This window comes from Prosthecobacter algae (assembly GCF_039542385.1).
In the GTDB taxonomy this organism is placed as follows: Bacteria; Verrucomicrobiota; Verrucomicrobiia; order Verrucomicrobiales; family Verrucomicrobiaceae; genus Prosthecobacter; species Prosthecobacter algae.
Map to the genome: position 1 here is coordinate 409,590 of NZ_BAABIA010000002.1, position 13,227 is coordinate 422,816.

Below are 13,227 nucleotides of genomic sequence, written 5' to 3' on the forward strand. Positions count from 1 at the left end.
CCACCTATGCCCCTCGCAGCTTACCATCTTCTTCATATTCTGGGTCTTATCCTCGTGTACATCGGCTTTGGCGCCCTGCTGTCCAATGACAGCGCCAAGTCCGCCATGAAGTGGCACGGCACCGGATTACTCATCAGCCTTGTGTCCGGCTTTGGCATGCTGGCCAAAATGCAACTCTTCAGCGCCCTGCCTACCTGGGTCTATGTGAAGCTGGGCCTCTGGCTGGTCCTTGGTTTCCTCCCCGTCCTGGCCAAGCGTCGCGTGGTGAAGCCCTCCGTCATCATCGTCATCGCCGCCTTGATCGGCGTGTTCATGGGCTACCTGGGCTACACCAAGTCGCTCTAAGGTTTCGCCTTCCCAGCCGCTTTTTAAGAACGCACGAAGTGGTCACCGCTTCGTGCGTTTAGTTTTTCCAGTCCCGGCCCTTCGTCATGAAAACGCCCCTCTTTTGCCTCATGTCCACCGCCCTCTTTGCCCAGCCTCTGCCCTACCCGGAAACCCGTCAGGACCCCGCCGTCTCCGATGACTACCACGGCACGAAGGTGGCAGATCCCTACCGCTGGCTGGAAGATGACAACAGCGAGGAAACCAAGGCCTGGGTCACGGCCCAAAATGCCGTCACCTTCCCCTACCTGCACCAGCTCCCGAAACGGGCCGAGCTACGCGCGCGCCTGGAAAAACTCTGGAACTACGAGCGCGTAGGCGTGCCCTTTGAAGAAGGCGGTCGCTGGTTTTTCAATCGCAACTCCGGCCTGCAAAACCAGAGCGTTTTCTACGTCACCGAAGACCTGGAAAAAGAACCACGCCTTTTGTTAGACCCGAACACCCTTTCCACCGATGGCACCACCTCCCTCACGGAGACAGCCCCCAGCCCGGATGGCAAATTCCTCGTCTATGGCCTGTCCAAAGCCGGCAGTGACTGGCAGGAATTCCGCGTCAAGGACATCGCCACCGGCAAGGACAGCGCGGACGTGCTGGAATGGATCAAATTCAGCGGCGCTTCCTGGGCCAAGGACAGCCGTGGTTTTTACTACAGCCGTTACCCGCAGCCCAAAGAAGGCGCGGCCCTGACCGAGGCGAACAAGAACCAAAAAGTCTATTTTCACAAACTCGGCACACCGCAGAGTGAAGACCGCCTAGTCTATGAACGCCCCGACCAGCCAGACTGGGGCCTGCACGCCTACGTCACCGATGACGGCCATTACCTCACCTTCAGCGTCACCGAAGGCACCGACCCGAAGAAGCGCATCTTTTACCAAGACCTCACCCAGCCCGAGGCCAAAGTGGTGGAGCTGCTGAATGACTTCGATGCCGCTTACAGCTTCGTGGACAACGTCGGCCCCGTCTTCTACTTCCATACGAATCTCGATGCGCCGCGCTACCGTGTCATCGCCATTGATGTCACGAAACCCGAGCGCCAAAACTGGCGCGAGATCCTGCCGCAGACCGAGGACAAACTCGACGGCATCTCCATCGTGGGCGGCCAGATCCTGGCGGAGTATCTCAAGGATGCCCGTTCCGACATGCGCGCCTTTGATTTGGAAGGGAAACTCATCCGCTCCATCCAGCTCCCCGGCATCGGCACCATCGGTGGGTTTAACGGCCGCCGCAGCGATACCTTCACCCACTACGCCTTCACCAGCTTCACCACGCCCGGGGCCATCTACCGTTACGACATCGCCACCGGACAGAGCAGCCTTTATCGCCAGCCGAAGGTGGACTTCGACGGCAGCCAGTACGAGACGAAACAAATCTTTGCCACCAGCAAAGACGGCACCCGCGTGCCCATGTTCATCGTCCATAAAAAAGGCCTGAAGCTGGACGGCAACAACGCCACGCTCCTCTACGGCTACGGCGGGTTTAACATCAGCCTCACCCCCGGCTTTTCCATCGGTCGCACCGTCTGGTTAGAAATGGGCGGCGTCTATGCCATGGCCAACCTGCGCGGCGGCGGCGAATACGGTGCCGACTGGCACCGCGCCGGGACGAAGCTGACCAAACAGAACGTCTTCGATGACTTCATCGCCTGTGCTGAGCATCTCCAAAAAGAAGGTTATACCTCGCCGAAAAAACTCGCCATCATGGGCGGCAGCAATGGCGGCCTCCTCGTCGGTGCCTGCATGGCCCAGCGGCCCGAGCTCTTCGGTGCGGCCCTCCCCGCCGTGGGTGTCATGGACATGCTGCGCTTTCATCTCTTCACCATCGGCTGGGCCTGGAAGAGCGACTACGGCAGCAGCGAAAAGGCCGATGAATTCAAGGCCCTCTACGCCTACTCCCCGCTGCACAATCTGAAGCCCGGCACCCGCTACCCCGCCACCCTCGTCACCACCGCCGATCACGATGACCGAGTGGTGCCCGCACACAGCTTCAAATTCGCCGCCCGCCTCCAGGCCTGCCAAGCCAAAGATGGCCCGCCCGTGCTCATCCGCATCGAAACCAGCGCCGGTCACGGTGCCGGCACCGCCCTGAAAAAAGTCATCGAAGAAACCGCCGACGAATGGGCCTTCCTGCATCAGGTGCTGGAGATGGAGTGAGGCTAGATGGGTCGTCAAAAACCCAGTAGGTTGACCGCTCGGCCAGGGTTCCGAGCAGAAAGAGGCAAAGGCGAGGTGACGGACTTTTTCGTCGTCGCCTTTCCTTCGTCGCGATCTGTTTGGATACTCAACCCATCCTCTCCTCACGCCGGAACTGCTCCAGCTCCTGGCGTAGCGGCTCCCAGTAAGCGCGATCCAGGGCCTTCTCTGCACTGACCTCGGCATCCAAGGCAGCGCGGAGGGCATCCATGTCCGGTGTGCGGGCCAGGGCGAGGAGCGGCCGTTGGGATTCCAGGGCGGCGGCCTGGGAGGGGTAGCGTTGGCAGAGTTCTTGAACCAGTTCGGGGGTTCTCGCCTCCGTCAGCCAGAAATGAATCCACTCTGGATCGGCATGTTCCCGGTTTTCACGATAGTGAATGGCAACCAGGAGTTCAATCATCGGCCAGTCTTTGCTGCGCTGGGTTTTCTTGGCCTTGACGAGATCAGGCACGCTCAGAAGATGGTATTCAGCCCCTGCGTCGTCACCATAGGTAGTTCGTCGCGCCCAAAGGGTAGCAAAATCAGGAACTCCACGCATCTGGGTCATCACATCCACCCTCAGCCCCTCAACTCCAGGGGCCTGACAACGGTAGTGGATGGCATGACCGCGCTTTAGAAAGGCAGGATCAAAACGCGGAATCGCAATGCGCTCTGCCTTCAGTTCTGCCAGGGCTCTGTGCAGCCGCTCATAGTTTTCATCATCTGCACAGAGGGCAAAATCGATGTCCTTGCTAACTTGCGCCGCGCCGTAGAAGACGCAGGCCTGCCCTCCCATGAGCAGCGCCTGGACGCCATGCTTCTGGATCATCAAAAGGACTTGTCGGATCGGGGTCGGGATCAAGGCTGCCTCCCATGGCTAAATATTGGGCGAAGATGATCTCGCTGCGCCGGAAACGCTCCAGAGGGGTGAGATCCACCCACTCCTTCCATTCGTCCGGCAGTTGCTCATAAGTCATCTCGCTATTCAGCGTACCATAGCGGGTAGAGGTGGCAAGGGAGGACTTGGGCGGGCCTCCATGCGGCTTTGCAACTGGATTTTGGTATTCCCGAATGGCAAAAGTAGTTGTGGCGAAGCGTGCTGGCTGGATAAGGTGAGGAAATATGGCCTCGCTCAATAAAGTCATGCTCATCGGCAATCTCACCCGCGACCCGGAGGTGCGTTACACCCCCAAGGGAAGTGCGGTCTGTGACATGGCCATTGCCGTCAATCGGCGTTACCTCACGGAAAGTGGCGAACGCCAGGAAGAAGTGACTTATTTGGACATCGTCCTCTGGGGCAAGCAGGCCGAGCTGGCAGGCCAGTTCCTGGCGAAAGGCCGCTCCGTCTTCATCGAAGGCCGTCTGCAGATGGATACCTGGGAAGACAAGGCCACGGGCCAAAAGCGCAGCAAGATCAAGATCGTGGCCGAGAACATGCAGTTCCTCGACAGCAAAGGCGGTGCCCCCGGAGGGGGTGGCGGCGGCGGTGGTGGAAACTATGCAGGCGATGACGAGGGCTACAGCGCCCCGGCACCCCAGCAGCGTCGCCCCGCAGGTGGCGGTGGTGGTTACGGTGGCGGCGGCAACTCGGGAGGAGGAGGCGGTGGTGGTTACCAGCGCCCAGCCGCACAGCAGCAGCGCCCTCCACAACGCCAGGCCCCGGCCCAGCAGGACGACTTCGGCGAAGGTCCCATCACCGATGGGATGGAAGACGACGACATTCCGTTTTGAGTCAGACCGGGGCCACACGCCTCGTTTTCACCTTCGAAACTCCCGCAGTGCGCCAACTTTGCGCATCAGAGGGCCATGTTTGGCCTGGGCTTAGGAATGGTCAACGCCATGCGTTGAGGCAGGTAAGGCGGCACATTCAACCCGTGCCGCATCCACCCTGCCGCCATGAAATCCCTGCTGCCCATCCTGCTCCTCTCTCTCGTCAGCCTCACGGCCGTCTTTGCCAAAGGCGGTCCACCCATCAATGACCTTTGCCCCGTGGATGGCAAAGCCGCCCGTGTGATCTACCGGGTTTTTGAAGACAAGGGCACCATCATCTTCTGCTGCGCCTCCTGCCTGGACGACTACAAGAAGAATCCCAATCGCTACAAGGTCATCCCCAAGGTGGAGAAGTAGAGACATTGCTTGCATTTCGGCGTGGCTTCGGGCTTGAATCACGCCCTCACTCCGAAATGCATCCTGAACCCGTCGCCCCCTCACGCACTCCCTGGTACCGGGTCCTGTACATCCAGGTGCTCATCGCTGTGGCGGTCGGTATTGCCATCGGCCACTTTTTCCCGGAGCACGGGAAGGCCCTGGAGCCCCTGAGCAAAGGTTTCATCAGCCTGATCAAGATGATGATCGCTCCGATCATCTTTTGCACCGTCGTCCACGGCATCGCCTCCATTGGCGATGTGAAAAAGCTGGGACGGGTGGGCGGTAAGACCTTGCTATATTTTGAGATCGTTTCCACGCTGGCCCTGGTCATCGGCCTCATCGTGGTGAACACGCTGCGGCCCGGAGACGGCTTCAATGCGGACCTGACCACCCTGGATGCCAAGGATGTGGAGACCGTGCAGGGGTATGCTGGACAGGCCAAGAACCTGAGCACCACGGCCTTTTTGCTGGGCATCATCCCGAAGACTTTTGTCAGTGCCTTTACTGAGGGGAACCTGCTGCAGGTGGTTTTTGTGGCCTTGCTGGCGGCCTTTGCCATCGCGGGCCTGGGTGAACGCGGTAAGCCCGTGCTGCATGTGGTGGATCAGGCCAGCGACCTGTTCTTCGGCATCATGCGCATCGTCATCAAAGTGGCACCTTTGGGGGCCCTGGGGGCGATGGCGCATACCATTGGCAGTTATGGCATCGGCTCATTGCAGCAGTTGCTGAAGCTGATGCTGGGTTTTTACCTCACCTCGGCGCTGTTTGTGGTGGTGGTGCTGGGGCTCATCGCACGGGTGGCTGGTTTTTCCATTTTCAGGTTTCTCATTTACATCAAAGAAGAACTCCTGGTGGTGCTGGGTACCAGTTCCTCTGAAACGGTGCTGCCCCAGATGATCCAGAAACTGCGTGGCCTGGGCTGTGCCCCCTCCACGGTGGGGCTGGTGATCCCCACCGGTTACAGTTTTAACCTGGACGGCACCAACATCTACATGGTGATGGGGGCGGTGTTCCTGGCCCAGGCGACGAATACACCGATGGATCTCAGCCAGCAGATCGCCCTGCTGGCTGTCGCGATGGTGACTTCCAAGGGAGCCAGCGGGGTGACCGGAGCGGGCTTCATCACACTGGCAGCCACACTGGCGGCTGTGCCGAGCGTACCCGTGGAAGCGATGGCACTGATTCTGGGTATCGATCGATTCATGAGCGAGTGCCGGTCCCTGACCAATCTGGTGGGCAATGGCGTGGCCACAGTGGTCATCAGCCGCTGGGAGGGCGAGGTGTCCGCCGAGGCGCTACAGGCGAATTTACGGGAACCAATTCCCCCGCCGCCGCCGAATGCATAAGGAGGATGCGAGACTTCCCTGTTTCACTGCTTGCATCCCCCGGCACCCAGGTGCCACTTTGTCTCATGGCCGCCCGTCACCTCAGGTACACGATTGCGCTCATCATGGCTCTTACAGCCATGCTATCGCCCCATTTCCTCATGGCAGAAAACCTACGCATCGGCATCGTCGGCCTGGATTCTTCCCATAGCGAGCAGTTTACCCTGCGGCTGAATGACCCTGCCAATCCCAGCCACATCCCTGGCGCACGTGTGGTGGCGGCCTATGCGGGAGGCAGCCCAGACCTGCCTGAAAGCGCCAACCGTGTGGCGGGCTTTACGGCGACCCTGAAGGACAAATATGGGGTGCAGATCCTGGGCAGCATCACCGAGGTCTGTGCCGCCGTGGATGCGGTGATGATCCTGAGCGTGGATGGCCGCCCACACCTGGCCCAGGTGCGCGAGGTGCTGCTGTCTGGCAAACCTTTCTTCCTCGACAAACCGGTGGCTGCGAGCCTGAAGGACATCGTGGAAATCTACAAGGCAGCCGAAGCTGCCAAGGTGCCGTTTTTCAGTGCCTCGGCCATGCGCTGGTACCCTGGCGTGATTGAGGTGGCCACGGCGGAAACCACCCCTGCCCTGGCGGCCATCTCTTATGGCCCGGCCCCCATTCTGCCCTTTCATCCGGACCTTTACTTCTATGGCATTCACCCGGCGGAGGCCCTGTTCACCGTCATGGGCAGCGGCTGCCTGGAAGTGCGCCGCACCGCCAGTGCTGCCAGTTCCGTGGTCACAGGCCGGTGGGAAGGAGATCGCCTGGGCACCCTGCATGCCATCCATGCCCTGCCCATGGGATCCCCCAACTACAAGCTGACCCGCTTTGGACAAAAAGGCGTTGTCGAACAAAAAAACCAGGGGGACTACACCCCACTCCTGCGCGAGATCATCAAGTTTTTCCAGTCCCGGCAGCCGCCTGTCACCCGGGCACAGACCCTGGAAATCTATGCCTTTTTAGAAGCGGCTGAACAGAGCAAAAGCCAAAACGGCAAGCCGATCTCCCTGCGGGATGTCCTCCGCAAGGCCGGAGCTCCTGAAGAATGGCTGCCCGAGGCACCTCCAGCGCCCAAAAGCTAGACAGTCAGCGGGTATACGCTGGTCCCAGGACGGATTCCAAGCGTTTCCTGGGGTCAGATCCATGCAAGGGTTCCCACGACGGATGCCCCATTTTAAGGCCAACAGGCCCCTCTCTACCGGAATGGGTAGGTGAAGCATCGTCCCCTGTTCTAGGGGGAAAGATCGTTTCGTGAATACCTGATTCTGTCTTGGGCTGCTTTTTCCATGGCAAAGGCAATTATTAGACAAATGCTCACATTTAGACAAAACTATTCGACAATAAATTGACAAATGATTGAACACAGCTCTTTTTGTCGATGTCTGGAATAACATCGTCCAGGAGGCGTCCAACCTTGAACCCCCCATTAAAATGACTGAAACCATCGACATCGAGCAGGAGCGTCAGATCCAGGAAGACATCCAGTTGATCCAGCGAATCGCAGAACGCGACTCGGCTGCCTTCCAGATGTTCTACAAAAAGTATTCTGGCCTCATTTTTGCCGCCATTTCCAACGTCCTCAACGACCACCACGACACCGAAGACGTGATGCAGGAGGTGCTGGTGCAGCTATGGAACAAAGCCCATCTTTACGAACCCCGTAAGGGCAAGCCACTGACCTGGCTGACAACCATGGCCCGCAATCGTGCCATTGACCGCATCCGCTCCAAGCAGCGCCGCTCACGCCTCAACGACGACTTTGAATCGGAGAACAAGAAGCTCCAGTTTGAATTCGAGGAATCCGGCTTGGAAATCCTGGAGGAGAAGGAGCGTGACTCCATCGTCCACCGTGCCGTATCAAAGCTGAACGACGACCAGCGGGAAGCCATTCATCTGGCCTACTTCAGCGGGCTGACGCAGGCCGAAGTTGCCGAGCGGCTCAACGAGCCTCTGGGCACTATCAAAGCCCGCATCCGCCGGGGTGTGAGCCGCCTGGAAGCTTTGGTGAAGCCTCGCATGGCCTGATTCACATCGGGCTCATCCGTTTAAAACTCCGCATGGCGCGCCTTTACCGGCGCGCCATTGCTTTTTTAGGCGGGCTTTTTTTGGCCGCAGCCTTCTTGGCTTTCACCGCAGGGGCTTTGCTCACCACCACCGGAGTCGCGGGAGCAGATTCCGCCGCAGGCTCCCCCTTCAGGACGCGCAGTTCCTTTTCCAGCTCCGCCAAACGGCGGGAGGTAGCGTCCAATTTTTTCGCGACCAAACGGGCGACAAACTCAAAAAGGGCCGCATGAAAAGCGGGATCTTCTTCGCGGGGGTGGATGTCCTGAAGGAACTTTTGATCCACCGCCAGGCATAGCGCCCGGCTTCCTGCAATGACGGAGGCTGCGCGCTTGTCCTGATTGACCAGGGCCAGCTCACCAAAAACGTCTCCCACACGGGAGATGAGGGCCACTTTTTTACCGGCCACCTTGACCTCCAGCTCCCCGTTCAGGAGGATGTAGATGCGAGAATCAATGGATCCTTCGCGGATGATGGTATCGCCCGCATCGCACTGGAGCAGGCTGGAAGAGTTGAGCACTTCATCCAACTGGTCCTCCGTGAAACTGTTGAGGAATGGCACCGAACTTAGCGGTGCTGGCAGTTGGCCTTCCTCGTGAATGTAAGCGTACTCTTTCATGGAATGCAGAACACTATTTCACGTCTCCGCGATGATGAACAGAGCAATCCCCGTGCAAACGCAACTTTTTTGTCCACGGGGGCAAAACCTACCCTCAGGTGCCGAAGCAGCGGTCTCCTGCATCACCCAGCCCCGGCACAATGTAACAGCGGTCGTTGAGCCCATCATCAACGGCGGCGGTGATCACTGGCACATCGGGATGCTGGGCGGCAAAGGCCTGCAATCCATGAGGGCAACTCACCACACAAATGAAGGTGATGGAGGTGGCCCCGGCCTCCTTGAGCTGGTTAACGGCGCTGCAGGCGCTGCCACCGGTGGCCAGCATGGGATCCAGCAGAAAGACATCGGCCTGCGCCAGCACTGAGGGCAGTTTTGAATAGTAGGGCATGGGCTGGGCGGTGGCCTCATCCCGTGCGATGCCGACGTGGGCCACTATGGCATCTGGCACCAGGGGCAAGATGGCCTCCTGTAGGCCGAGGCCAGCACGCAAAATGGGCACCAGGACAATGGGCCGCGCAAAGGCTGCGCCCTCCGTTTCAGCCAAGGGGGTCTGCACCCGAATGGCCGATGTCTTCAGGTGACGGGTGGCCTCGATAAACAGGATCTCAGCCAGCCTTTGCAGATGCCAGCGAAACTGCCCGCAGGTCGTGTTCACCCGACGAATTTCCGTGAGGTGTATCTGGGCGAGCGGGTGCGAGACAACGACGGGAGAGTCCATACCGAAGGATGTGCCATCCGCCCGCCTCCGGCAATCGGCAGTTGCGACGGATCCGCCAGCGATCCTGAAACCAGCTTACACCGCGACGGAAAGCGGTGGCCAGACTCCATGGCCTCGCCATGCTCTTCATCCCCTTCGTTTCGTATGTCTGCTGCTGCCATCAAGATCACCCCTGCCCAGCGTGTCTCAATCGAAACATCCCTGCAGGATTACGCCCCGCACATCGTGAGCCGGGGTGCTGCGCTGATGCGCGAACGTGCCGTGCGCAGCATGACCCCCATTCCTGGAGGGCTGGTAGCTCAGGTTCAGGGAAGCAGGATCTACCAGATCACCCTTTCCTGGACAGAAAAGGAAGCCGTGATCGGCTGCAGTTGCCCCATGGGGAAGCACTGCAAGCACGCTGTGGCCCTGCTGCTGGAACTGCGCAAAAACGCTGTCCCTGCGCCCCTACCCCAAAAGCCGAGCAACCTCGCCTCCACGAGCTCATCTGCCGCCCCCTCTTTGAGCACTCTCGCCGGCCAAGTCATTGCCAAGCTGGGTCGGCCCCTACCAACGGAGGCCCGCCAGACACTCCAGGCCGTGGAACCCTGGTGGATCAACAAGATCTCGAAAGTCGAACAGGCTTCGCTGCTCCAAAGCTGCGGCAGATCCGCCTGGGGTTATCAAAAAGTCACCCTTTGGCCCGCCGAGGTGCCGCCAGCCAATCTCTGGGAATTTCTAGCCTGCCTAGCCATCGCGCTGAAAAAACTCAATGCCCAACTTCCCGATCCCCTGCCCAGCCTTCTGGATCCAGGATTGCAAAAGGAGCTGGCGGCCAAGTGGCAGCGCCATCACGCCGTGCAGGAATGGAAAACCTTCATGGGCCAGTGGCAGGATCCAGACCTGGATGAAACCGAAGCGGGCCCAGAGCTGCGCCTCGTGCTGCACTATGCCGGGGCGACCATCCAGGCTCGCCAGCCGAATGAAGCGGAGTTTGGCAAGATCAGCCAAAAGGCCCTCAAGGATCTCAGCCGCAGCCCTCTGTATGGCGACCCGCCACCGAAGATCAATGCGGGATCCAGCTTGGTCCTCAAAGCTTTTCAGGACAGTTACGGCAAGTTCGTCGGCAACGAGCTCGCCCCCCTGGCCGAAAGCCTGAACCGCTGCCTGACCCAGCTAATCAGCAACCCCGAACTGCTCCGTGAACACGTGGTCTCTGAGGATGGCGAGCCGCTGCAATGCGCGGAAAAACCTCTGAAGTGGAGCCTGAAAGCACCCACCGCCCCTGGAGGGGACTATCACCTGCATCTGTACACGGACGATGGCCAGCGCCCTGAGCCGCCCGTGGCCATCATTCCAGGAAACCCGGTACGCTACGTCACCAGCAGCCTCATCTACCCGCTCTCCTACTGGCCCTTCAAAAACGAACGTCAGACTTGGCCGACCGTCATCCCGGCTGCAGCACTAGAAAGCCGTGAAGGCGTAAATGCCCTGGCCAAGCTGGGAGTTGAAGTGCCAGCCCGCCTGACCGGAAAAGTGCAGACCGTCAAAGCCAGCGTGGAGGTGAGAGGAGAAGTGTACCGTTACTCGCACTCGCCTAGCGACTACTTCCGCCTCGAGGCGAGCGCCAAGTTTGAAGATGTCGAGGTGCCCAGCACCTGGAATGGCAGCCGATGGATCCCCAAATACTGGGACTCCAAAAACATCCATCCCACCGAAGAGAAACTCGTTCAGATTGATAAATCCCGGTTGCCCGCCACGGCAGCCTGGCTGCGCCAGATGCCGCTGCGCCAGTCCGCTGCTGCTCCGGAAAAGGTCGAGCAACGCATCAGTGGCAAAGACTGGCCGGATCTGTTTGCCGCCTGGATAGCCCGCCGACCCGAAGACATCACCGTCACCCTGGATGCCGAACTGGCCAGCCTGCGCGATGGCGGCATCTCCGGCCAGGTGCGGCTGGAGATCGAGGAATCCAAAAGCGGCATGGACTGGTTTGACCTCACCGTCGCCCTCGATGTCACGGACCACACCCTCAGCCAGGACGAGATCAACCTCCTCCTGCGTGCGAAGGGCAAATGGGTGAAACTGCCCGGCAAAGGCTGGCGCAAGCTGGAGTTCAATCTGACCGACCAGCAGGAGCAAGACCTGGCGGACCTGGGCCTTTCCGCCCAGCAGTTCACAGGTGAAAAGCAGCGCCTGCACGCCCTGCAACTGGACAGCCTAACCAAAAGCAGCAGCACACTCCTACCTGCTGACAGTGCCACCCAGGTGCGCCGCCGCCTGGAGGAAATCCACACTCGTGTCACGCCGGCCCAGCCTGCGGTCATCAGCGCCAACCTGCGCCCGTATCAGACGGAGGGGTTTCACTTCCTGGCCTATCTTTCCATGAACGGCTTTGGCGGAGTGTTGGCGGATGACATGGGCCTGGGCAAGACCCTGCAGGCGCTGACCTGGATAGCCTGGCTGCGCGCCGAACAAAAAGTGCAGGAACCCATCCTCGTCATCTGCCCCAAGTCGGTGCAGGACAACTGGCGTGCAGAGGCGGCCCGCTTCAGCCCGGATCTGCGGGTCACCGTCTGGAACCGCGGCAACTCAGGCAAAGAAGGCCTGGATGGCCGTGCGGATCTCCTCGTCATCCACTACCCGCACCTGCGCCAGCATGAGGACCTGCTGCGGGAGCAGAAATGGGGCGCGGTGATCCTGGATGAAGCGCAGGCCATCAAGAACCCCACCTCCCAAAGCGCCCGTGCCGCCTGTGCGCTGGAGGCCCGCCACCGCCTGGCCCTCACGGGAACTCCCATCGAGAACCGCCTGCTGGACCTGTGGTCCATCTTCGCCTTTGCCATGCCGGGCATCCTCGGCAGCCGGGCCAGCTTTGGCCGGATGTTTGATGCGAATGAGGACCCCCTGGCCCGTCGTCGACTCGCCGCGCGCACGAAGCCCTTCCTCCTGCGGCGAACGAAAAAGGAAGTCGCCACGGACCTGCCTGAACGGGTGGAAGAGGACCTCCTCACGGAGATGGAAGGCACCCAGGCCACACTGTACCAAGCCGAAATCAAACGTGCTCGCGCCCAGCTCCTAAAGGTGGAGACCAGCCACCAGCTCGACAAGGTCCGCTTCAACATCCTCACCAGTCTGCTACGCCTACGCCAGATCTGCTGCCATCCACGTCTCGTCGGCCTGGACAAAGAGGCCACGCCCGCCAAAGGCAAAAAGAAAAAAGCCGCCGAAGATGAGAGCGAGAGCGCCAAGCTCAATGCCCTCATCGAGCAATTGGAACCCATCATGGAGGAAGGGCAGAAGGTGCTCGTCTTCTCCCAATTCGTGCAGATGCTGGAAATCATCCAGGACGAAACCGCTAAACAAAATTGGACCACATTCATCCTCACCGGCGACACCGAAGATCGCGGGGCCCTGGTAAGTGCCTTCCAGTCACATGAAGGGCCGGCCGTCTTCCTCATCAGTCTCAAGGCCGGAGGTTCCGGGCTGAATCTCACGGCCGCCAGCTACGTGGTGCTGTATGACCCGTGGTGGAATCCAGCCGTCGAAGCCCAGGCCATCGACCGCACCCACCGCATCGGCCAAAAGCAGACGGTCTTTGCCTACCGCCTCATCATGAAAGACACCATCGAGGAGAAGATCCGCATGCTGCAAAAGCAGAAAGGGGCGCTCGCTCAGGACATTCTTGGAGAAGAGAGCTTTGCCCAGGGACTGACCCTGAATGATTTTCAATTCTTGTTAGGCTAAGCAGTTACGACCGCCCCCTTCCAACTGCAA

Annotated in this window: 11 protein-coding genes; 8 read left to right on the plus strand and 3 right to left on the minus strand. The window is 59.7% G+C overall.

All coding sequences use genetic code 11. The annotated features are described in order from the left end of the window. Positions 1-6 precede the first annotated feature (6 nt). Both ABEB25_RS05040 and ABEB25_RS05045 read left to right on the plus strand, forming a co-directional pair. Positions 7-345, plus strand: coding sequence for a hypothetical protein (locus tag ABEB25_RS05040; protein ID WP_345735289.1), 339 nt, complete (start codon positions 7-9; stop codon positions 343-345). Positions 346-455: 110 nt separating this feature from the next. Next, entirely contained in the window at positions 456-2,534 is a 2,079-nt protein-coding gene (locus ABEB25_RS05045; RefSeq protein ID WP_345735290.1) for a prolyl oligopeptidase family serine peptidase, read from the plus strand. 127 nt (positions 2,535-2,661) lie between these two features. Here the strand turns inward: ABEB25_RS05045 and ABEB25_RS05050 are convergent, their stop codons facing one another. Then, positions 2,662-3,381, minus strand: coding sequence for a hypothetical protein (locus ABEB25_RS05050; RefSeq protein WP_345735291.1), 720 nt, complete (start codon positions 3,379-3,381; stop codon positions 2,662-2,664). Positions 3,382-3,674: 293 nt separating this feature from the next. On the opposite strand from ABEB25_RS05050, the gene ABEB25_RS05055 reads away from it, so the two are divergent. The 5 genes from ABEB25_RS05055 to ABEB25_RS05075 all read left to right on the plus strand — a co-directional run bounded on the left by ABEB25_RS05055 (position 3,675) and on the right by ABEB25_RS05075 (position 8,101). Further along, positions 3,675-4,283: a single-stranded DNA-binding protein gene (locus tag ABEB25_RS05055; RefSeq protein ID WP_345735292.1), complete on the plus strand. Its 609-nt coding sequence runs from the start codon at positions 3,675-3,677 to the stop codon at positions 4,281-4,283. 165 nt (positions 4,284-4,448) lie between these two features. After that, positions 4,449-4,679, plus strand: coding sequence for a hypothetical protein (locus tag ABEB25_RS05060; protein WP_345735293.1), 231 nt, complete (start codon positions 4,449-4,451; stop codon positions 4,677-4,679). A gap of 56 nt (positions 4,680-4,735) precedes the next feature. Continuing rightward, on the plus strand, positions 4,736-6,046 hold the full coding sequence (locus tag ABEB25_RS05065; RefSeq protein WP_345735294.1) for a dicarboxylate/amino acid:cation symporter: 1,311 nt from the start codon (positions 4,736-4,738) through the stop codon (positions 6,044-6,046). 65 nt (positions 6,047-6,111) lie between these two features. Further along, positions 6,112-7,158: a Gfo/Idh/MocA family protein gene (locus ABEB25_RS05070; protein WP_345735295.1), complete on the plus strand. Its 1,047-nt coding sequence runs from the start codon at positions 6,112-6,114 to the stop codon at positions 7,156-7,158. Positions 7,159-7,507: 349 nt separating this feature from the next. Continuing rightward, a complete protein-coding gene (locus tag ABEB25_RS05075) occupies positions 7,508-8,101 on the plus strand; it encodes a sigma-70 family RNA polymerase sigma factor (protein ID WP_345735296.1) in 594 nt (197 codons plus the stop codon). Positions 8,102-8,144: 43 nt separating this feature from the next. Here the strand turns inward: ABEB25_RS05075 and ABEB25_RS05080 are convergent, their stop codons facing one another. Together ABEB25_RS05080 and upp are read right to left on the minus strand one after the other, a co-directional pair. Next, complete coding sequence (locus ABEB25_RS05080; protein WP_345735297.1) at positions 8,145-8,756, minus strand: cyclic nucleotide-binding domain-containing protein; 612 nt, start codon at positions 8,754-8,756, stop codon at positions 8,145-8,147. Positions 8,757-8,850: 94 nt separating this feature from the next. Then, positions 8,851-9,474, minus strand: coding sequence for a uracil phosphoribosyltransferase (gene upp, locus ABEB25_RS05085; protein WP_345735298.1), 624 nt, complete (start codon positions 9,472-9,474; stop codon positions 8,851-8,853). Positions 9,475-9,618: 144 nt separating this feature from the next. Between upp and ABEB25_RS05090 the strand changes: the two genes are divergently transcribed. After that, positions 9,619-13,197 (plus strand): DEAD/DEAH box helicase, encoded by a 3,579-nt coding sequence (locus ABEB25_RS05090; protein ID WP_345735299.1) that lies wholly within the window; start codon positions 9,619-9,621, stop codon positions 13,195-13,197. Positions 13,198-13,227 lie beyond the last annotated feature (30 nt).